Genomic DNA, 20,156 nt, shown 5'->3' on the forward strand with positions numbered 1-20,156 from the left:
CTCTTAGGACGACGCCCCGGGACACCTCGGGGCGTCACGCCGACCCAGCCGGGTGCGAGGAAGGGCATAAGAAAAACATGCTGGCATTTGTCATTCGACGTATCGGGCAGTCGTTGCTCGTTCTTCTGATCGTGGGGCTGGTTGCCTTTTCGATGTTCCGCTTTGTGGGTGACCCGATCGACAACATGCTCGGTCAGGAACGTACGATTGAGGATGTCGAACGCCTGCGTGCCCAACTGGGCTTGGACCAGCCGTTTCCGGTGCAATATTACAAGTTCCTCGAAGGCGCCGCGCAGGGCAATTTTGGCGTGAGCTATCGCCAGGGACGTCCGGTGGCCGAGATCCTGTTGGAACGCGCGCCTGCCACGCTGGAACTGGCTGCCGTGTCAGGCGTCCTGGCGATCCTCGCGGGCATCGCGCTGGGCGTCTTTACCGCGATCCGGCGAAACGGGCCAACGGCGCATACGATTATGGCCGCGTCCCTTGTCGGGGTATCGCTGCCAACCTTCCTGATCGGCATTCTGCTGATATATCTCTTCTCGGTTGAGCTTGGTTGGCTGCCCTCATTTGGCAGGGGAGAAACCGTCAAGCTGGGCGACTGGTGGACCACCGGGTTTCTCACTGAAAGTGGGTTGAAGGCGCTGATCCTGCCGGCGATCACGCTGGGGCTTTACCAGATGACGCTGATCATGCGCCTGGTCCGGTCCGAGATGCTGGAAGTGCTCCGTCAGGACTACATCCGCTTCGCGCGCGCGCGCGGGCTGCGCAGCCGGGTGGTGAACTTCCGCCATGCGCTGAAGAACACCATGGTGCCGGTGGTGACCGTCATCGGCCTACAGCTAGGCGCGATCATCGCCTTCGCCATCATCACCGAGACCGTGTTCCAGTGGCCCGGCGTCGGCTTGCTGTTCATCAACGCGATCCAGTTCGTGGATATTCCGGTCATGGCCGCCTACCTCATGCTGATTTCGGTCATGTTCGTGGGCATCAACCTGATCGTCGACATTCTTTACGTCTTCATCGACCCGCGGCTTCGGGTTGACCGCAATGGGGGGCACTGATGACGGACGCACCTATGACACCCGAAGCTAAGGATAAAGGCCGCTGGCAGGCCTTCCTGGAAAGCGACTTCTTCTACGCCTTCAAACGCTCGCCGGTGGCGCTGGTTTCGTTTACCGTGGTCTGCCTGCTGGTCCTGTCGGCCGTCTTCGCGCCGCTGATCGCGCCGACCAACCCGTTTGACCCGGCCAGCCTGAACCTGATGGACGGGTTCACCCCGCCGATGGAGCCCAATGCCTTCACCCAGAACACCTTCCTGCTTGGCACGGATGATCAGGGGCGCGACGTGTTCTCGACCATCCTGTTCGGTATGCGGGTCTCGCTCTTCGTCGGCGTTTCGGCGGTGCTGTTCGCGATGATCCTGGGCATCATCCTCGGCCTGGTGTCGGGATATTTCGGCGGCTGGACGGAAACCATCATCATGCGCATCGCCGACGTGCAGCTGACCTTCCCGTCGATCCTGGTCGCCATGCTGATCTTCGGCGTAGCCAAGGGGTTCACGCCGGTCGAATACCGCGATCAGATGGCGATCTGGGTGCTGATCCTGGCCATCGGCCTATCCGACTGGGTGCAATTCGCGCGGGTCGTGCGCGGCGCGACCCTGGTCGAGAAGAACAAGGAATATGTTGCCGCCGCGCGCCTGATCGGCCGCAGCCCCTGGGCGATCATGATCAAGCATATCCTGCCCAACGCCCTGTCGCCGGTCTTGGTCATTGCCACCATCTCGCTGGCGCTGGCCATCATCGCCGAGGCGACCCTGTCCTTCCTGGGCGTCGGCGCACCGCCCACGCAACCGTCACTGGGGACGCTCATTCGCATCGGACAGGGTTTCCTGTTCTCGGGCGAATGGTGGATCCTGTTCTTCCCGGCCTGCACCCTTCTGGCCCTGGCGCTGAGCGTCAACCTTCTGGGTGACTGGCTGCGCGACGCATTGAATCCGAGGCTCCGTTGACCTTGACCAATTCTGTTCTTTCCATCCGCAATCTCTCGGTCGAAATTCCGACCCGCCAGGGGATCGTCAAACCGGTCGATGGCGTCAGCTATGATATCGGCAAGGGCGAGATCCTGGGCGTGGTCGGCGAAAGCGGCGCGGGCAAGTCGATGGCCGGCAATGCGGTCATCGGGCTCTTGAACGCGCCCGCGCATATTTCGGGCGGGGAAATCTGGCTCAATGGCAACCGTATCGACCCCCTGAAGGGCGAAGATATGCGCCGGTTGCGCGGGAAAGAGATCGGCATGATCTTCCAGGATCCGCTGACCTCGCTGAACCCGCTCTTGACCATCGGCGACCAGCTGACCGAGACCATGCTGACCCACCTGCCGATCAGCCGCAAGGAAGCGCAGGAACGCGCCGTCGCCGCGCTGGAGGAGGTCGGCATCCCCGGCGCCGCCGAACGCATCGACAGCTACCCGCATGAGTTCTCGGGCGGGATGCGCCAACGTGTGGTCATTGCGCTGGCACTTTGTGCCGAACCCAGCCTGGTGATTGCCGATGAACCGACCACGGCACTGGATGTTTCCGTCCAGGCGCAGATCATCTCGCTTCTGAAGCGGCTCTGCCACGAACGCGGCACGGCGGTGATGCTGATCACCCATGACATGGGCGTCATTGCCGAGGCCGCCGACCGGGTCGCCGTCATGTACGCGGGCCGCCTGGCCGAGCTTGGCACCGTGCGCGAGGTGCTGACCCTGCCGCAGCACCCCTATACCCACGGGCTGATGGCCTCGACCCCGCTGGCCTCGCAGGGCAAGAAACGGCTGCACCAGATCCCCGGCGCCATGCCGCGCCTGCACCACATGCCTGATGGCTGCGCTTTCCACCCCCGTTGCCCGCATGCACAGGACAAGTGCCGCGCCGCGCCCCTGCCGCCGGTCGCCAATGAGCGCGCGGCCTGCTGGTTCCCGATGTTGCCGGAGGAGGTCCAATGAGCGCCTATGTCACCGTCAAGGGGCTGACCCGGATCTTCGACGTGTCCAAACCCCTGCTGAACCGCCTGCTGGAACGTCGCAGCAAGGCCTTCCTGACCGCCGTTTCCGAGGTCGATTTCGAGATCGAGGAACGTACGACCTATGCCCTCGTTGGCGAGAGCGGATCGGGCAAGTCGACCATCGGCAAGATGCTGGTGGGGCTGTTGAACCCGTCCGAGGGCGCCGTCGAGGTTGAGGGTGTGAACCTGGTGACCGAGAGCGATGCGGGCAAGATTGCCGAGTCGCGCTCGAACATCCAGATGATCTTCCAGGACCCCTACGCCTCATTGAACCCGCGCTGGCGGGTGCGTGACATCATTGTCGAGCCGGTGGCCGCCCAGGGTGGCAAGACCGAAGGTCTGGCAGAACGGTTGCTGGAACAGGTCGGCCTGCACGCGGCGGACGCGGGCAAGTTCCCGCACGAGTTCTCCGGCGGGCAGCGGCAGCGTATCTGCATTGCCCGGTCGCTGGCGTCAGAGCCGCGTCTGATCGTTTGTGACGAGCCCACCTCGGCGCTGGATGTGTCGGTGCAGGCGCAGGTTTTGAACCTCATGAGTGACTTGAAGGACGATCTGGGGCTGACCTACCTGCTGATCACCCACGACCTGACCGTGGTGCGCCACATGGCGGATCGGATCGGGGTGCTCTACCTGGGGCGCCTGGTTGAGGAGGCCGATCCCGAGACCCTCTTCACCACGCCCAAGCACCCCTATACGCAGATGCTGCTGGATGCGGCCCCTCGCATGGATGCCTTCGGGCGCGAAGTGCCGCCACCGCAGGGTGAAATCCCCGATCCGATCGACCCACCCTCGGGTTGCGCCTTCCACCCGCGTTGCCCGATCGCGACGGACATCTGCCGCCAGGAACGCCCCGCGATGCGCAAGATCGGGCCCGCAAAGGTCGCTTGCCATCTGGCGGAGTGACCAAGGGCGTCATGTGGCCTGAACGCGGTGCCGGATACGTTTGAAGCGGTCTTCACCGCCCTGCTCACCTGTCCCAAGTGGCTGGGCAATATCTCGCAAAAATGCAAAAGAGATACGGTGCCATCGGGAACAGCTTGCACCTAGGGCTCTTCTGGTATACAACGGCATACAGCTAGCTTGACCCGGCGCGCCAAACAGACCACCGCCCCGGCCTCCAAGCGATATCGGACACCTAAGCGTCGGGAAAACCATGAGCCTGTACACAGACTATCTTACCGAAATCGAAACGCGCAAAGAGCAGGGCCTGAACCCCAAGCCCATCGACGATGGCGCCCTGGTTGCCGAGTTGATCGAACAGATCAAGGACACGGGCAACGCACATCGCGAAGACAGCCTGAAGTTCTTCATTTACAACACCTTGCCGGGCACGACCTCGGCGGCTGGTGTGAAGGCTGCCTTCCTGAAGGAGATCATCCTGGGCCAGGCAAAGGTGGCGGAAATCACCCCCGATTTCGCCTTTGAACTGCTGTCGCACATGAAGGGCGGGCCGTCGGTCAAGGTGCTGCTGGACCTGGCGCTGGGTGATGATGCGGGCATCGCGACCCAGGCCGCCGAAGTGCTGAAGACTCAGGTGTTCCTGTATGAGGCCGACACCGACCGACTCGCCGCAGCCCTTGAAGCGGGCAATGCCGTCGCCAAGGATATCGTGGAAAGCTACGCCAAGGCCGAGTTCTTCACCAAGCTTCCGGAAGTGGAAGAAGAGATCAAGGTCGTGACCTATATCGCTGGTGTGGGCGACATTTCGACCGACCTTCTGTCGCCGGGCAACCAGGCGCACTCGCGTGCCGACCGTGAGCTGCACGGCAAATGCATGATCACCCCCGAAGCCCAGGCCGAAATCCAGGAGCTGCAGAAACAGCACCCGGATGCGCGCGTCATGCTGATCGCCGAAAAGGGCACCATGGGTGTGGGCTCCAGCCGTATGTCGGGCGTGAACAACGTGGCGCTGTGGACCGGTAAGCAGGCCAGCCCCTATGTGCCCTTCATCAACATCGCCCCGGTCGTCGCGGGCACCAACGGCATCTCGCCGATCTTCCTGACCACCGTGGGCGTGACCGGCGGCATCGGCATCGACCTGGACAACTGGGTCAAGAAGACCGACGCGGACGGCAATGTGGTGTTGGATGAAGATGGCGAAGCCGTGTTGGAAGAGGCCTATTCGGTGGCCACCGGCACCGTGCTGACCATCAACTCGAAAACCAAGACTCTACATGACGCGGACGGCAAGGAACTGAAGAGCGTCGCCGCCGCCTTTACCCCGCAGAAGATGGAATTCATGAAGGCCGGCGGCTCCTACGCCGTGGTCTTCGGCAAGAAGCTGCAGACCTTCGCCGCCGCCGCGCTGGGCCAGGAGCTGAAATCGGCCTATGCCCCCTCGAAAGAGGTCTCGGTCGAGGGCCAGGGCCTGACCGCCGTTGAAAAGATCTTCAACCGCAATGCCCTGGGCACCACGCCGGGCGCGACCCTGCACGCGGGCTCGGACGTGCGCGTGAAGGTGAACGTGGTGGGCTCGCAGGACACCACCGGCCCGATGACCGCGCAGGAACTGGAGGCGATGGCCGCCACCGTGATCTCGCCGTCCGTGGACGTGGGGTACCAGTCGGGCTGCCACACTGCCTCGGTGTGGGACAAGAAGGCCCAAGCCAACATCCCGAAACTGATGAAGTTCATGAACGATTTTGGCCTGATCACCGCGCGGGATCCGAAGGGCGAATACCATTCGATGACCGACGTGATCCACAAGGTGTTGAACGACATCACCGTGGATGACTGGGACATCATCATCGGCGGTGACAGCCACACCCGCATGTCGAAAGGCGTGGCCTTCGGCGCGGACTCGGGCACCGTTGCCCTGGCGCTGGCCACTGGTGAAGCGTCGATGCCGATCCCGGAATCGGTCAAGGTGACCTTCAAGGGCCAGATGGCCGACCACATGGACTTCCGCGACGTGGTGCACGCCACCCAGGCGCAGATGTTGCAACAACACGGCGACAACGTGTTCCAGGGGCGGATCATCGAGGTCCACATCGGCACGCTGCTGGCCGACCAGGCCTTTACCTTTACCGACTGGACCGCCGAGATGAAGGCGAAAGCCTCGATCTGTATCTCGAATGACGACACCCTGATCGGTTCGCTGGAACTGGCCAAGTCGCGCATCCAGATCATGATCGACAAGGGCATGGACAATGCCGCTCAGACCCTGCAGGGGCTGATCGACAAGGCCGATGCGCGCATTGCCGGGATCAAGTCGGGCGAAAACACTGCCCTGACCCCGGATGCCAACGCCAAATACTTCGCCGAGGTCGTGGTTGATCTGGATCAGATCGTTGAGCCGATGATCGCCGACCCGGACGTCAACAACGACGACGTGTCCAAGCGCTATACCCATGACACCATCCGTCCGATCAGCTTCTACAAGGCCGAGAAGAAGGTGGATCTGGGCTTCGTCGGCTCCTGCATGGTGCACAAGGGTGACATCAAGATCGTCGCGCAGATGCTGAAGAACCTGGAAAAGGCCAACGGCAAGGTTGAGTTCAAGGCGCCGCTGGTCGTGGCTGCCCCGACCTACAACATCATCGACGAGATGAAGGCCGAAGGCGACTGGGAAATCCTGCAAAAGTACTCGGGCTTCGAGTTCGACGACCTGTTCCCGAAAAACGCCGCGCGCACCGAGTATGAGAACATTCTCTACCTCGAACGCCCTGGCTGTAACCTCTGCATGGGCAACCAGGAAAAGGCCGCCAAGGGCGACACGGTGCTGGCCACCTCGACCCGCCTGTTCCAGGGCCGCGTGGTGGAGGACTCGGCTGACAAGAAGGGTGAAAGCCTGCTGGCATCGACCCCGCTGGTCGTGCTGTCCGCCATCCTGGGCCGCACGCCTACGCTGGAGGAATACAAGGCCGCCGTTGAAGGCATCGACCTCACCAAATTCGCCCCGCCGCTGCAAAAGCCGGCTGACGCGAAATCGGTGCATTTCTGAGTTGAGCTGAGGGACAGCTGAACAAGACGGGGGCGGGATACGATGTATCCCGCCCCCTTTGTTTTGGTGATGACCCCAGTGCGCCCGGGGCCGTTTGCTGCGATTGCCTCAGTAGAAATGCGGCAGGTTCTTGGCCCGTGCCGCACGCACCCAGTTCGGCACGAAGGGAATGATCTTGTCCTGTGAGGGGACCATGATCTCGATGAAATTCGCGCCGGGGTGGGCGATGGCGTTGGACAGGATTTGTTCGATATCCGCTTCCTTGGTGATGCGGTCGGTCTTGAAGCCGAAGCCTTCGGCGACCTTGCAGTAATCCACCGCGCCGAAGTCGGTCGACCAGGGTTCGTCCACGTCATCCAGCAGGATCGCCTCGCCCCGGATCCAGCCGTAGACGTCGTTGCGGGTCAGGATCACGGTGACGTTCTTGCCCGAACGTTTCAGCGTCTCCATGTCGCCAATCACAAAGGCAAAAGAGCCGTCGCCGGTGAAGGAGATGATTGGCCCGTCGCTGGCATAAGACGCCCCCAGACAGGCGGGCACCGAATAGCCGAGCGCGCCCATCGAGTAGTTGGTGATGTAGCGACGTCCGGGCTTCTTGAAGGTCAGAAGCGCAGACGGATAGATTGCGCTGACACCGGGTTCCGAGGTCACGATGGCATCGTCCGGCATGATCTTGTCCAGCACCTGGCTGAGCTTGACCGGCGACAGGGTGCCCTCGGGCATCGGAATGTTCGAGTTGAACACCTTGTCCAGCGCGGTTTTCTTCATCGCGGTCAGGTCGACCGTGTCGCGTTTCAGGCCGGGATGCTCGGATTTGATGATCTCGACCATGTATTCCAGGCTCGCGCGGGCATCACCGACCAGGCCGACCTTGACCGGGTAGTTGTTGCCCACATGGGCCTCGGCAATGTCGAGATGCAGGAAGGTCTTGGACTTGGGATCGCCATAGAGCTTCCAGTGATCCGTTGCGGCGCTGTCGGTGTTGGTGCCGATGAAGAAGATCGTGTCAGCGTCAAAGACATACTGGTTCGAATACTCCATGCCGCCACGCCCACCGATGACGCGCAGGGCCAGCGGATGATCTTCGGGGATTGTGCCCTTGCCAGGCGTGGTGGTGCCGACGGGGATCTGCAGAAGCTCGGCCAGCTCCAGGATCGCCTCGGACGCCTTGGAGATCAGCCCGCCCTGGCCGACGACGATGGCCGGTTTTTCGGCGGCCAGCAGAACGTCGATCGCTGCACGGATCTTCGAGTGATCCGCCACCGGGCGGTGCGCCGGGTAGACGCTGTAATCGGGTTCGGCATAGAGGTCGTTGATATCGGCCTCTTCACCAAAGATGTTGATCGGCACGCGGATATGCACCGGGCCGGGTTTGCCCGAGGTGGCGACGCGGAAGGCGCGGCGCATCAGGAAGGGGATTTCCTGCGCGTTGGTCAGAACAAAGCTTTCCTTGCAGATGCTGTCGTAAAGCTTGGTCTGATCGACCCCGGTCAACCCGTGTTTCTTGTCTTGATTGATCGGAATGTCCGAGCTGAAATAGATCACCGGGACCGAGGACATGAAGGCCTCGGTAATGCCGGGCGAACAGTGGGTCACACCGGGCGAGGGGGCCTCCAGCACCGCGGGGCGGCCGGTGATCTTGGCATAGGCCTCGGCCGCGTAGGAGGCGGTGCGCTCATCGCGGGTCAGCACGAATTCGATGTTCGAATGCGCGCGCCATTCCTTGTACCAGCCGATGGTGGTTTCTCCGGGCAGGCCGAACACATGGCTCACCCCATGCAGTTCCAGCATCTTCAGAATGATCTGTGCGCCGTTCATGCGCTGGGTGTCTGCGTCAGTCATAGCTTTGCACCTTTCTCAATCGGATTTTCGCACACAGGCCTGTATGCAGAGAATCCGCAGTTTTTTTTGTTTACGTCAGCGGTTCCGCGACGGCGTATTTGGCCAGCATGTCGGGGTCGACCTTCACGCCGAGGCCCGGGCCGGTCGGCACGTGGATACGGCCGTGTTTCACCGGGAAGGGTTCGGTCAGGATGTCCTCGGCGGCGTAGTAGGTGGCCATGTAGAACTCAGCCTGCAGCACCAGGTCCGGCACCGCGGCCATCAGGTGGGTGCCTGCGGCATGGGCCAGGCCCGTTTCGAACATGCAGCCGCCGTAGATCTCGACACCCGCGGCCCGGGCAATCGCGGCCACTTCCAGCGCACGGCGGATGCCGCCGGATTTCATGATCTTGAGCGAGAAGATGTCGGCGACCTTGTTCTGCACGCCATAGAGTGCGCCCTTCGGGTCGAAGACGCTTTCATCCGCCATGATCGGCGTGTCGATGACATGGGTGATATGGGCCATCACCTCGCGTTCGTGCATCTTAACCGGCTGTTCGACGAAGGTCGGACGGAAGGCTTCCAGGTCGCGAATGCAGCGCACCGCGTCATAGGCAGGCAGGCCCTGGTTGTAGTCGATGCGGATGTCGGCCTCGTCGCCATAGATCTCGCGCAGCTTCTCGCAGCGCATGATGTCGAACTTGTGGTCGGCGAACCCGGTCTTGAACTTGAAGATGCGCACGCCGTCGTCCCACATGGCGGCGATGTCGTCGAGGTCGGCGTCGAAATCCGGGTTGGCGACGGAGAAGCTCATGCCCATGCTGTCGCGCATCTTGCCGCCGACCAGTTCGCAGACCGAAAGCCCCGTGATCTGGCCGGTAATGTCCAAGAGGGCCATCTCCAGCGCCGCCTTGGCCTCGGGATGGCCGACCAGCACCTTTTCGGCCATGTTCATGTGAACCTCGACCTGCACCGGGTCCTGGCCGATCAGATGCGGGCGCAGATGCACATGCAGGGCGGCGGCGTTGCCCTCGGCCGTACCCGTGAACACGGGCCAGGGCGAGGCCTCGCCCCATCCGGTGATGCCGGTGTCGGTCACCAGCTCCAGGATGGCCACGTTGATGCCCGCCACATCGCCCGAGCCATGCGAATGCACGGCCTTGGCGGGGATGGAAATGCGATGAACGCGCAGGGTTTCGATCTTATGGTCGCTCACGGTGTTCTCCGGATGTGAGGTCTTGGTGGGGGAGGTTTCAGCGCGGCCGGACGACCAGCACGCTGCAGGGCGCATAGCGCGAGACGCGCGCGGCGTTGGGACCGATCAGCAGGTCCTTGACTGACGGTCTGCTGGCGCCGATCACGACGAAACTGGCGCCCTGCGCTTCGGCACGGGCGATCAGCCTTTCATAGACCACTCCGCGCAGCACCTTAGTATCATGGGCCACGCCGTTCCAGTCGAACCCCAGGGCATAGGCCTTCAGGTCCCCGGCGGCATCATCCACCACCTGCTGGTGCATGTCGGCCGGAATGTACTCCTGGACATAAGAGTTCTCCTGGTCGGGGATCACGAAGATGACCTCGACCTCGTGATCATGGGTCTTGGCCAGCAGGATCGCCTCTTGGATGACATGGGCGTCGCTGTCCTTGTGGACCAGGTCCACGGCGGCAAGGATCTTGGGTTTGGTCATCTGCGTGACTCCCCTGGGTGTAGAACTGTTGGTGGGGGAGGCTGGCCGTCTAGCGGCCAGCCGATTTGACCATGTTGTCAGGCAACCAGGTCGCCAGCTCCGGGAAGGCGATCATCACGAAGACCATCAGCACCATGATCAGGAACAGCGGTACAGCGGTCTTGGCGATATAGCCCATCTCGTGCCGGGTGATCCCCTGCATCACGAACAGGTTGAAGCCGATCGGCGGGGTGATCTGCGCCATTTCGACGACGACCACGATGAAGATGCCGAACCAGATCAGGTCGATGCCCGCGCCTTCCACCATCGGCTGCACGATCGCCATGGTCAGCACCACGGACGAGATGCCGTCCAGGAACATGCCCAGCACGATGTAGAACAGCATCAGCGCGATCAGCAGCGAGAAGCGTGACAGCTCCAGTCCTTCGATGAACTCGGCCAGGGCGCGCGGCAGGCCGGTAAAGCCCATCGCCAAGGTCAGCGCGATGGCGCCCATCAGGATGAAGGCGATCATGGCCGAGGTCCGGGTGGCGCCCAGCAGGCTTTCGATGAAAGCCTGTTTGGTCAGCGAGCCCTGCATCGCGGCCAGGGCAAAGGCGCCCAGCACGCCAATAGCAGCGGCTTCGGTCGCGGTGGCAAAGCCACCGTACATCGAACCGATGACAACCAGAATGAGCAGGATGATCGGGATCAGGAAGCGGCTTTCGTTGAGCTTTTGCAGGAAGGTCATGCGGTCAGCGATTTCGGGGACTTCAGACCGGCGCAGGAAGGACCAGCCGGCCACATAGGCCATGAACATGCCCGCCAGCACGATGCCCGGCAGGATACCCGCCATGAAGAGTTTCGAGATCGATTGTTCCACCGCCACGCCATAGACGATCAACGTCAGCGACGGCGGGATCATCAGGCCCAGCGTGGCCGCCCCGGTGAGCGTGCCGATGATCATGTATTCGGGATAGCCGCGTTTGCGGAGTTCGGGGATCGACATCTTGCCCACGGTCGTCAGCGTTGCTGCCGACGAACCCGACACAGCGGCAAAGATGGTGCAGCCGACGATGTTCACATGGACCAACCCGCCCGGTAGGCGCTGCATCCAGGGGCTGAGACCGCGGAACATGTCTTGGGACAGTCGACTTCGAAACAGGATTTCACCCATCCAGATAAACAGGGGCAGGGCGGTCAGGGTCCAGCTGGACGAGCCCGTCCAGATCCGTGTCAACATGGCATCGCCCGCAGGCCGCGTGGTGAACATTTCCAGGCCGAGGTAGGCGACCCCGAACAGGGCCAGCGCCACCCAGACACCCGTGCCCAGAAGCAGGAACAGGGCAAAGAGGAAAATGGAGACGAGATAGAATTCTTCCATCGGGCTTACTCCGCGTGTGCGTCGACCGCGGCGGATCGAATGTTGTCTTGCCCCGTAAAGAGGATGGTGACCAGGTTGTCGATCGCGCAGATCGCCAGAAGGATCGTGCCGACAACCATCGACATCTGCGGAATCCAGATCGGCCAGGCGTCCTGCCCTTGGCTGATGTCGTTGAACCGGTAGCTTTCATAGGTCAGCTTGATCGCATAGCGCGCGAACAGCACGGTCAGGTAGCTGGCAACGGCCCAGCACCAGATCTCGCCGAACTTGCGGAACCGACCAAGCGCGTTGAGAAGAAGGCTTACCCGGATGTGGCTACCGCCGTTCAACGCATAGGGAAGCGCCAGGAACGAAGCCGCAGCCATGCAATACCCGGTAAAGTCGGGCGCGCCCGTGATGATCTCCCCCCCCCATCGCGACACCATCTGCAGGGTCACGAAGCCGAGGATCATGATCAGGAAAATCGCGGCAAGATATCCGGCCCAGCGGTAAAGCGCGTCCAGCGTCTTGCGCAAGAGTGAGAAGAGCGCCATGGCAGGTCCCCCTATCTGTCATGAGACCCCCCCGGCGACAGATGCCGCCGGGGGAGATGCATGCGCTTATTGCGCGGCCTTGAAGGCGTCGACGATCTTTTGACCTTCTTCACCGGCGGCTTCCAGCCACTCGGCAGTCATGGTCTCGCCAATGGCGCGCAGTTCAGCGGCCAGCTCTTCGCTCGCCGGACCGGTGGTCATGCCGTTCTTGCCCAGCTCGTTCACGGTGAACTCGGTGTATTGGATCGAACGCCAGTCGCCAGCGTATTCCGCGGCCACGGCACAGCCGTTCATGACCGCCTTGGTGGCGTCATCCAGATCGTTCCAGGCGTCCAGGTTGACCAGCATGTAGTTGCGGGGCATCCAGGCATCCACGCCGTAGTAATGCGACAGGCTTTCCCAGACCTTGCGGTCATAGCCGGTCGAGCCCGACGACACCATGCCCTGTGCCACACCTGTGGCGAAGGCCTGGCTGATTTCAGCCGCTTCGATCTGAACCGGCAGCATGCCGGCCAGTTCGGCCATGCGGGCCGAGGCCGAGTTGTAGGCACGGAATTTCAGGCCTTCGGCGTCAGCCAGCGTGTTGACTTCGCGGTCGAAATACAGGCCCTGGCCCGGCCACGGCACGGAATAGAGCAGGTGCAGGTTTTGCTCGGCCAGGATCTCGGACAGCGGGCCCTTGGCGATGTCCCACAGCTTTTCCGAATCCGCAAAGGAGGTCGCCAGGAAGGGCACGCTGTCGAAGCCGAACAGGGCGTTTTCATTCTGATGGCCGGACAGCAGACGCTCGCCGATGTTGACCTGGCCGGTCTGGATCGCGCGTTTGATTTCGGCGCCGGCATAGAGCGAACCACCCGGATGGGTCTGGATGGTCAGAGCACCACCGGTGCCCGCGGTCACGCATTCGGCGAAGATCGCGCCAGTGGCCGAATGGAAGTTGGTTGCCGAATAGGCCATCGGCAGATCCCACGTTTCCGCTTGGGCTGTGACGGCCGAGACAGTGGCGACCGCCACACCGGCGGCGAGGTTGGTCAGAGTTTTAGGCATGATGGACTCCCTTGTTGCCTTTCTGGACTGCCCCGCATTGTGCCACGGGGCTTGCTTGGTGAAATCGGATCAGAAGCGCATTGGATCGTAGACGCTCAGATCGGTATTCTCGCGGTCTCCGCTGACAAGCCCTGCCAGGATGCGACCGGTCTTGGGGCCTGCGGTCAGGCCGATATGGTGGTGGCCGAACCCTGCCAGCACGCCGGTCTGGCCGATCTCGCCAATCAGCGGCAGGCTGTCCGACGGTGCCGGGCGGTGGCCCAGCCAGGTTTCGGTGCTTTCGAATTTCAGCCCGGGGAAGCTCTGCTGCACCTTGCGTTGGAGCAACTCCAACGGTGCTTTCGACGGCCCGGCCTCCAATCCTCCGAATTCCACGACACCCGCGCAGCGTAGCCCGCCGTCCATCGGCGTGGCAACGAATTTGCCGGTGGTGACCATCAGCGGGGTCGAAGGGCCATTTTCCGGAGATTTGAAGACCATGTGATAGCCGCGCTCGGTCTCCAGCGGCACTTTCAAGCCCAGTTTCCTGGCCAAGGGGCCGGACCAGACCCCGGTCGCCAGGATCACATCGGAACAGTCGAGCGCCCCGGTCGTCGTCAGCACCGAGGACACACGCCCGTCGGTGAAGTCGAAATCCTTGACCTCAGCCTGGTGGAACGTCGCGCCCAGCTTCTCAGCCTCGGTGGCCAAGGCGGCGACATAGGCACCGGGATCCTTGGTGTAGCCGTGGTCATGCATCACTGCGAGAAGGTTCAGATCCTTGGCAAGGTTCGGTTCGAACTCCCGCACCGCTTCGCCTTCCAGCAGCTCCGGCTCGAACCCCGCGGTCTTGCGCAGCATCCAGGTGTAGCTGTCCGCCTCGAAGGCGGCGCGGTCCGGATAGACGAAGCTGTAGTCGGTGGTCTGCACCCAGTGCGCGGCATCGGTGTCCTTGGTCAGCGACTGGTGCTGTTCGACCGCGTCCGAGGTGATAGGCGCAAGCCCTGCCGCGATCCGGCGGGTGTCCTTATCGTTTGCATGGGACATGTAACGCAGCAGCCAGGGCATCAGACGGGGCAGGTAGGACCAGCGCAGAAACAGCGGGAAATTCGGATCCAGCGCCATGCGCGGCCCCTTCAGTAGCAGACCTGGCGCCGTCACGGGCGCGACCGAACAGGCCGCCAGCACACCGGCATTGCCGTAGGAGGTGGCCTCGGCACTGCCCGGGCGGTTGCGATCAACGATCGTGACATCGACCCCCTTGCGCCGCAGCCAGATAGCAGCCGACACGCCAACGATCCCGGCGCCGACAACAACCACATGTTTCCGCTGAGCTTCCATGCTTCCTCACAGCCCTGAGAATCGGTTGTACCAATCCGTATTCTGAACTGTATACAGAAGCTTCGTCACCTGTGAAGACAAATGTTTTCTTTCGTGTATTCTTTGGTAAAAGGAGGCCAATTTCATATGTTGGGAATGTGATGTCCAAATCCGAGGGTAGCGTTGAGCGGGCCTATGAGGCTCTGCGGCAAAAGGCGATCAGCTTCGAGTTCAAGCCGGGCGAGCGGTTGAACGAATCCGCCCTGACGAAGACGCTCAATGTCAGTCGAACTCCGTTGCGCGAAGCCCTTAACCGTTTGGTTGCAGAGGGCTTTCTGACATTTGACCTTGGTAAGGGGTTTTTCTGCCGACCGCTGAGTCCCAAGAAGATCCTTGAGCTTTACCAACTGCGCTGCGCCTTGGAGATCGAGGCATTGATTCAGACGATCGAGAACGCAGCCGATGAAGATATCGACACCGTGGTTGCCTATCTGGACGAGGCCGAGGATAGATTGGTCCAGTGTCAGGACCTCAATGAGCTGCTGCGCATGGATGAAGAGTTTCACATGACGCTGGCGGCCCTGTCGGACAACGAAGAGCTTCTGAAATTCCTGGGCAATGTGAACGAACGAATTCGTTATGTGCGGATCATCAACCTGCGTCTGCTGCGGGACCGGCGCAACCAGTCAGACGAGGATCTGACTGCCCTGTCGGCGCACCGTGTGATCCTGGATGCGGTCAAGGCACGGGACGCGGACAGCGCGGTCAAGGCGCTGCGCCGCCACATCGCACGGCGCAGCGAACAGACGGTCGAGCTGGTGCAGGTTGCGTTCTCCCAGCTCTACGTCCCGGTCTGAGCGGTCAGCCTTTGCCCAGCTCCACGCTGCGTGTGGTGGCGGCGCGCACGGTGGCCCGCACCAGGGCGGGTAACCCCTTCTGTTCCGCCATCAGGACCGACAGGCCAGCGGCGGTGGTGCCGTTCGGCGAAGTCACGTTCTCGCGCAGGGTGCTGACCGGCTTTTCCGAAGCCTGCGCCAGCGCTCCGGCCCCCGCGATGGTCGCCTTGGCCAGCTGCATTGCCACCTCGGGCGAAAGCCCCTCGGCCTCTCCGGCGGCGGCCAGGCATTCGATGAAGTGGAACACATAGGCCGGGCCCGAGCCCGAGGTGCCGGTGACCGCATCCATCTGCGCCTCGCTGTCCAGTCGCACTACCTGCCCGACTGTGGAGAGCATGACCTCGGCCAGGGCCAGGTCTTCAGCCCGGCAACGGGCATTGCCCACCAGCGCAGTGATGCCCTGTCCGATGGCGGCCGGGGTGTTGGGCATGGTGCGGATGATGGCGGGCTCCGGTCCAAGGATGTCACCCAAGACGACGAGCGTGGTGCCTGCCGCGACCGAGACGAACAGCGTGCCCGCGAACCCGGGCCCGTTCAGCGTATTGGCGGCGGCGATGATCTGCGGCTTGACGGCCAGGACGCAGACTGCCGGGCTGTCCAGGTCTGCATTGATCTTCAGCCCGTCCGTTTGCAACCCTTGCAGCCAGTCGGAGGGGTGCGGGTCCAGAACGGTAATCGCATCAGGCCGCACGCCCGCGTCCAGCCAGCCTTGCAACAAGGCGCTGCCCATCTTGCCGCAGCCGAACAGCACCAGCCCATCCGCATTCACGCGGTCCAGAAGCGTGCTCATCGCGGCTGTCCCGCCAGGCCCAGCAGCGGGTCGTCCAGCTCGATCGAAAACCGGTCGGGCACCAATGCCTGGTGGAACCAGCGCACGAAGGTATAGATCGAGAAGACCGGCAGCCCGGTCAGCTTGCGCACATCGGCTGCATATGGCGTCATGTTGGTGCATTCCAGCACGATGGCCCCGATGTCGTCATGCCGCGTCACCAGCTCGCGTGCGGCGTCCAGCATGTCGAGGCGACAGGCGGCGAAGTCGATCTCGGGCGCGTCGCCCAGGATGTCGCGGGTAAAGGCGCGGCCCCCGTCGGTACCGACAATCGGGGTGTCGGCGGGCACATTGGCGGCGGCCAGGTGCGCGGGGGTTAGGGTTTCCTTCGAGATCGTCAGGATGCCCACCCGTTTGCCAGCGGGCAGCATCGCCTGGACCATCGGCACCTGCATCAGCGACGAGGTCGCGACAGGCACCGGCACCGCCGCAGCCAGCTTGTCCTGCACGATGGACAGGAAACCGCAGTTGGTGGTGATCCCGTCGCAGCCCGAGGCAACCAGCTCCTTTGCCTCGTCAATGAACAGATCGACAAGTTCGCGCGCGTCATTGCGCACAACCAGTTCTGGCGTGGCGCTGCGCACAACGCGGTATTGCACCGGGAAAGGCCAGGTGGTGGCATTGCCGATATCGCCCGGGATGCGCGGGAACTGGGTTTCGAGCATGAGGATGCCAAGGTTGGCCCCGTAGACTGTTTTCCCGCCGTGACAGGTTTGCATGGTTTTGGTGCCCTGAGTTGGAATGAGGTGTAGACAAGCCTGTATACAATTTCTGGGGATGTCAATCCGATTCCGCGCGGCAGGGGTGGGTCAGGTCATCTTGTGACGCTGAAAGGTCGGGGTAAGGCCGAAACGGTCCTTGTAGAGGCGCGAATAATGGCTCGGGCTGTCAAACCCGCAGGCCAAGCCGACCTCGATCACCGAGGCTTCGGTCTGCAGCAGCAGTTTGCGGGCGCGCTCCAACCGAAGCTCGACATAGAACTTCTTGGGCGTTGCCTTCATGAACTGCGCAAACAGCCGTTCGAGCTGGCGGGTCGAGATGCCGATCTCTTCCGCGATCTGGCTCGGCGGCACCGGCTCCTCGATCGTCTCGCGCATGATCCGGATCGCGCGGGCCAGGTGCGGATTGCGCACGCCCAGCCGCGCCTGGAGCGAGACGCGCTGTTCGGCCGTATCGCTGCGCACGGAACTGTAGACCATCTGATCGGCAATGGCCGCTGCCAGATCGGTGCCATGGTCCTGTTCGATCACGTGGAGCATGTAATCCGCCGTCGCCGTGCCCCCCGCAGCGGTCGGGTGTCGGGGGTCGTCGACAAAGACGGTCTGGACCAGGTCGACCTCGGGAAAGAGCTCGTTGAAACTGTCGTGATAGTCCCAGTGCAGCGCGGCTCGGCGTCCGGTCAGTAGCCCGGCCGCTGCCAGGATCCATGCGCCGGAACAAAGGCCGCCCACCGGTGTGCCGCAGGCTCGCATGCGTCGGATTGCGCCCAGTACGGGGCTGGTTGCCCGGGCCGCCATATCCTCGCTGGCAAGAACAAACAGCCGGTCGCACTCCGGCAGATCATTCAGACCCGCGTGAACCTCCATATTCAACCCGTTCAGACAGGCCGCGGTCCTGCCGTTCTCCGAGGCGAGGCTGAAGCGATAGAGCTCTGCCCCGCTGATCCGGTTGGCCAGGCGCAGGGGTTCGATTGCACAGGAAAAGGCCAGGTGGGAAAACCCGTCCACCAGCAGGATGCAGAAATGCCGTGTCATGTGCGTCGCCTCTATCGCCTTCGGCTCCCCCAGTTCAAAAAAGGGAGACGGCAGCGGCCAACACAGCCGCTGCCGTCCCAGTTATTCGACCTGTTACTCAGCTGCTGTGGTTTTGACTTCGCCGACCTGGGATCGCTTGCCGTCCCGATAAAGCGCCTTGGTCAGCGCGGCCATCATCAACCCCATAACCATGGTAAAGGGCAGCGCCCCGATGATCATTGCGTTCTTCAGCGCATCCATCGGGTTGTTGTCCCCAGCCGCCATCAAGAGCGTGCCGATCACGGCGGTCAGTATCAGGCCCCAGACGATGCGGTGCTTGATGCCGGTTTCCTGTGCGCCGCCGGACATGATGGTGTTCATGACCAGGATGCCACTGTCCGCCGAGGTGACCAGGAAGGTCATGATCAGCACCACGCACATGACGGTCAGCGCCGACAGCAGCGGCCCGTCCAGCATCTGCCCCAGCGTCACAAACAGCTTGGCCGTGTTCGAAGCGCCGATGATCGCGCCTTCCGCGCCGCCGGTCAGCTCTAGGTCGATGGCAGTGCCGCCCAGGATGGTCATCCATGCAAAGCAGACCAGCGACGGGGCGATGACGCAGCCCAGAATGAACTCGCGCACGCTGCGGCCTCTGGAGATACGGGCCAGGAACAGGCCGACGAAGGGCGAGAATGCAATCCACCAGGCCCAGTAGAAGGTGGTCCAACCGGCCTGCCAGCCGAACTGACGGCCCTGGTTTCCGGCCTCGTAGACGGCCGCCAGGGTGGCTTCGTCCAACTCGGCGGACGCGCCTTCCAGGCCCGACTTGAACCCGTCAAAGCTGCCCCAGGCATTGGTCGCCCCGCCGTAGAGGTCGGCGGCCAGCGGTTTGGCGGCCTCGGGCAGGGCCCCCGCGAAGCTGGCTTGGTCCAGCGGGCCATAGGCGCCGAAGCTCAAGCTGACGAAATGCAGGATGTAGTCGATCAGGGCCGAGACATAGGTGCTCATCGCGAAGAAGAACGAGCCGAAGATCACGAAGGTCAGAAGCAGGATGATCGACAGCACCAGGTTCAGGTTGGACAGATATTTCACGCCCTTGCCGACACCGGTCACCGCCGAGATGATCGACATGCCCATGATCATGATCAAACCGGCAATCAGCCCGACCTTGCCCGGTGCGGGCGCCTCTCCGGTCATGTCCATCATCCATTCCATGCCGGTGATCGCATAGACCCCGTCGATGAACTGGCTGACGCCGAAACCGATGGTGACCGAGACGCCGAGGATGGTCGCGACCACGCCCAGCACGTCGACCACATGACCGAGGAAACCGTTCACAGCGCGGCCCAGCAGCGGCGTCAACGCCGAACGGATCGTCAGCGGCATGTCGCGGGTATAGGCGTAGTATGCCAGCGACAGACCGGTGATCACGTAGATCGCCCAGGCATGAAAGCCGTAGTGCAGGAAGGTATAGCGGTATCCCGACTGCAGCGCGGCCTCGGTATTGCCCGCGACTTCACCGGCGACCACGACGGGGTTCGACCCCCACAGGCCCAGCGGTTCGGCGGTGGCAAAGACCATCAGGCCCACGCCCAGGCCGGCGCCGAACATCATCGAGAACCACGAGAAATCCGAGAACTCCTTGCCTTCGCCCGGGCGTCCCATGATGCGCTTGCCGGTCTGCGGCAGGATCGCGACCACGGCCAGGAAGAAGGCAAACAGTCCGACGATGACGATGTAGAAGCTGTTGAACCCTTCCAGAAGCCGCCAATTGAGGCTGCCCAGGGTATTGGTGGCATTGGCGGGCCAGACCAGAGCCCAGATCACCAACAACACCATGATCCCCTTGCTGATCAGCGCAATGGGCAGGCTGTTGTCCTTGTAGAAGCCCGAGTCCTGTGTCTTGATCTCGAGCTCCGTAAACGGAGGTTTTATTGACATCACGTGTCTCCCTGTG

General features: G+C 62.4%; 17 protein-coding genes. 6 read left to right on the forward strand and 11 right to left on the reverse strand.

Features of this window, described 5'->3' with window-relative positions; translation table 11 throughout:
* Window positions 1–77: 77 nt before the first annotated feature.
* The 5 genes from ACO07D_RS10790 (at window position 78) to ACO07D_RS10810 (ending at window position 6,990) form a co-directional block, all read left to right on the forward strand.
* A complete protein-coding gene (locus ACO07D_RS10790) occupies window positions 78–1,061 on the forward strand; it encodes an ABC transporter permease (protein WP_421702944.1) in 984 nt (327 codons plus the stop codon).
* Window positions 1,061–2,011: an ABC transporter permease gene (locus ACO07D_RS10795; RefSeq protein WP_421702945.1), complete on the forward strand. Its 951-nt coding sequence runs from the start codon at window positions 1,061–1,063 to the stop codon at window positions 2,009–2,011. Before ACO07D_RS10790 ends, ACO07D_RS10795 begins: the two co-directional genes overlap by 1 nt.
* 2 nt (window positions 2,012–2,013) lie before the next feature.
* Window positions 2,014–2,988 (forward strand): ABC transporter ATP-binding protein, encoded by a 975-nt coding sequence (locus ACO07D_RS10800; RefSeq protein ID WP_421702946.1) that lies wholly within the window; start codon window positions 2,014–2,016, stop codon window positions 2,986–2,988.
* A complete protein-coding gene (locus ACO07D_RS10805) occupies window positions 2,985–3,950 on the forward strand; it encodes an ABC transporter ATP-binding protein (RefSeq protein WP_421702947.1) in 966 nt (321 codons plus the stop codon). The genes ACO07D_RS10800 and ACO07D_RS10805 overlap by 4 nt, the downstream gene beginning before the upstream one ends.
* 250 nt (window positions 3,951–4,200) lie before the next feature.
* Entirely contained in the window at window positions 4,201–6,990 is a 2,790-nt protein-coding gene (locus ACO07D_RS10810; RefSeq protein ID WP_421702948.1) for a bifunctional aconitate hydratase 2/2-methylisocitrate dehydratase, read from the forward strand.
* A gap of 108 nt (window positions 6,991–7,098) precedes the next feature.
* On the opposite strand, the gene ACO07D_RS10815 is transcribed toward ACO07D_RS10810, so the two are convergent.
* From ACO07D_RS10815 to ACO07D_RS10845, 7 genes are all read right to left on the reverse strand, one after another.
* Window positions 7,099–8,832: a thiamine pyrophosphate-binding protein gene (locus ACO07D_RS10815; RefSeq protein WP_421702949.1), complete on the reverse strand. Its 1,734-nt coding sequence runs from the start codon at window positions 8,830–8,832 to the stop codon at window positions 7,099–7,101.
* A 70-nt stretch (window positions 8,833–8,902) separates the two neighbouring features.
* Window positions 8,903–10,027: an enolase C-terminal domain-like protein gene (locus ACO07D_RS10820; RefSeq protein WP_421702950.1), complete on the reverse strand. Its 1,125-nt coding sequence runs from the start codon at window positions 10,025–10,027 to the stop codon at window positions 8,903–8,905.
* Window positions 10,028–10,064: 37 nt separating this feature from the next.
* Window positions 10,065–10,499: a universal stress protein gene (locus tag ACO07D_RS10825; RefSeq protein WP_421702951.1), complete on the reverse strand. Its 435-nt coding sequence runs from the start codon at window positions 10,497–10,499 to the stop codon at window positions 10,065–10,067.
* A gap of 49 nt (window positions 10,500–10,548) precedes the next feature.
* Window positions 10,549–11,862 (reverse strand): TRAP transporter large permease, encoded by a 1,314-nt coding sequence (locus tag ACO07D_RS10830; protein ID WP_421702952.1) that lies wholly within the window; start codon window positions 11,860–11,862, stop codon window positions 10,549–10,551.
* A gap of 5 nt (window positions 11,863–11,867) precedes the next feature.
* Window positions 11,868–12,395 carry a TRAP transporter small permease gene (locus ACO07D_RS10835; protein WP_421702953.1) on the reverse strand — a complete coding sequence of 176 codons (528 nt, stop codon included), beginning with the start codon at window positions 12,393–12,395 and terminating at the stop codon, window positions 11,868–11,870.
* Between the two features lie 66 nt (window positions 12,396–12,461).
* Window positions 12,462–13,442, reverse strand: a complete 981-nt coding sequence (locus tag ACO07D_RS10840; protein WP_421702954.1) for a TRAP transporter substrate-binding protein — start codon at window positions 13,440–13,442, stop codon at window positions 12,462–12,464.
* A 69-nt stretch (window positions 13,443–13,511) separates the two neighbouring features.
* The gene (locus ACO07D_RS10845; RefSeq protein ID WP_421702955.1) at window positions 13,512–14,762 is read right to left on the reverse strand and encodes an NAD(P)/FAD-dependent oxidoreductase; all 1,251 of its coding nucleotides are present in this window, start codon (window positions 14,760–14,762) and stop codon (window positions 13,512–13,514) included.
* A 140-nt stretch (window positions 14,763–14,902) separates the two neighbouring features.
* Here ACO07D_RS10845 and ACO07D_RS10850 point away from each other — a divergent pair, with 140 nt between their 5' ends.
* Window positions 14,903–15,598, forward strand: a complete 696-nt coding sequence (locus ACO07D_RS10850) for a GntR family transcriptional regulator (RefSeq protein WP_421702956.1) — start codon at window positions 14,903–14,905, stop codon at window positions 15,596–15,598.
* A 4-nt stretch (window positions 15,599–15,602) separates the two neighbouring features.
* Here ACO07D_RS10850 and proC read toward each other — a convergent pair whose 3' ends face one another.
* The 4 genes from proC to ACO07D_RS10870 form a co-directional block, all read right to left on the reverse strand.
* A complete protein-coding gene (gene proC / locus ACO07D_RS10855) occupies window positions 15,603–16,427 on the reverse strand; it encodes a pyrroline-5-carboxylate reductase (protein WP_421702957.1) in 825 nt (274 codons plus the stop codon).
* Window positions 16,424–17,185 carry an aspartate/glutamate racemase family protein gene (locus ACO07D_RS10860; RefSeq protein ID WP_421702958.1) on the reverse strand — a complete coding sequence of 254 codons (762 nt, stop codon included), beginning with the start codon at window positions 17,183–17,185 and terminating at the stop codon, window positions 16,424–16,426. Before ACO07D_RS10860 ends, proC begins: the two co-directional genes overlap by 4 nt.
* Window positions 17,186–17,275: 90 nt before the next feature.
* Window positions 17,276–18,220, reverse strand: a complete 945-nt coding sequence (locus ACO07D_RS10865) for a GlxA family transcriptional regulator (RefSeq protein WP_421702959.1) — start codon at window positions 18,218–18,220, stop codon at window positions 17,276–17,278.
* Window positions 18,221–18,313: 93 nt separating this feature from the next.
* The gene (locus tag ACO07D_RS10870; protein ID WP_421702960.1) at window positions 18,314–20,140 is read right to left on the reverse strand and encodes a BCCT family transporter; all 1,827 of its coding nucleotides are present in this window, start codon (window positions 20,138–20,140) and stop codon (window positions 18,314–18,316) included.
* Window positions 20,141–20,156 lie beyond the last annotated feature (16 nt).

Source organism: Aliiroseovarius sp. (assembly GCF_965228805.1).
Lineage (GTDB): Bacteria > Pseudomonadota > Alphaproteobacteria > Rhodobacterales > Rhodobacteraceae > JASBTN01.

Bases quoted from the DNA above. Each gene is read 5' to 3' on its own strand.
- ACO07D_RS10790 (WP_421702944.1), top strand. From the start codon at position 78: ATGCTGGCATTTGTCATTCGACGTATCGGGCAGTCGTTGCTCGTTCTT.
- ACO07D_RS10795 (WP_421702945.1), top strand. From the start codon at position 1,061: ATGACGGACGCACCTATGACACCCGAAGCTAAGGATAAAGGCCGCTGG.
- ACO07D_RS10805 (WP_421702947.1), top strand. From the start codon at position 2,985: ATGAGCGCCTATGTCACCGTCAAGGGGCTGACCCGGATCTTCGACGTG.
- ACO07D_RS10810 (WP_421702948.1), top strand. From the start codon at position 4,201: ATGAGCCTGTACACAGACTATCTTACCGAAATCGAAACGCGCAAAGAG.
- ACO07D_RS10815 (WP_421702949.1), bottom strand. From the start codon at position 8,832: ATGACTGACGCAGACACCCAGCGCATGAACGGCGCACAGATCATTCTG.
- ACO07D_RS10825 (WP_421702951.1), bottom strand. From the start codon at position 10,499: ATGACCAAACCCAAGATCCTTGCCGCCGTGGACCTGGTCCACAAGGAC.
- ACO07D_RS10830 (WP_421702952.1), bottom strand. From the start codon at position 11,862: ATGGAAGAATTCTATCTCGTCTCCATTTTCCTCTTTGCCCTGTTCCTG.
- ACO07D_RS10835 (WP_421702953.1), bottom strand. From the start codon at position 12,395: ATGGCGCTCTTCTCACTCTTGCGCAAGACGCTGGACGCGCTTTACCGC.
- ACO07D_RS10840 (WP_421702954.1), bottom strand. From the start codon at position 13,442: ATGCCTAAAACTCTGACCAACCTCGCCGCCGGTGTGGCGGTCGCCACT.
- ACO07D_RS10845 (WP_421702955.1), bottom strand. From the start codon at position 14,762: ATGGAAGCTCAGCGGAAACATGTGGTTGTTGTCGGCGCCGGGATCGTT.
- ACO07D_RS10850 (WP_421702956.1), top strand. From the start codon at position 14,903: ATGTCCAAATCCGAGGGTAGCGTTGAGCGGGCCTATGAGGCTCTGCGG.
- proC (WP_421702957.1), bottom strand. From the start codon at position 16,427: ATGAGCACGCTTCTGGACCGCGTGAATGCGGATGGGCTGGTGCTGTTC.
- ACO07D_RS10860 (WP_421702958.1), bottom strand. From the start codon at position 17,185: ATGCAAACCTGTCACGGCGGGAAAACAGTCTACGGGGCCAACCTTGGC.
- ACO07D_RS10865 (WP_421702959.1), bottom strand. From the start codon at position 18,220: ATGACACGGCATTTCTGCATCCTGCTGGTGGACGGGTTTTCCCACCTG.
- ACO07D_RS10870 (WP_421702960.1), bottom strand. From the start codon at position 20,140: ATGTCAATAAAACCTCCGTTTACGGAGCTCGAGATCAAGACACAGGAC.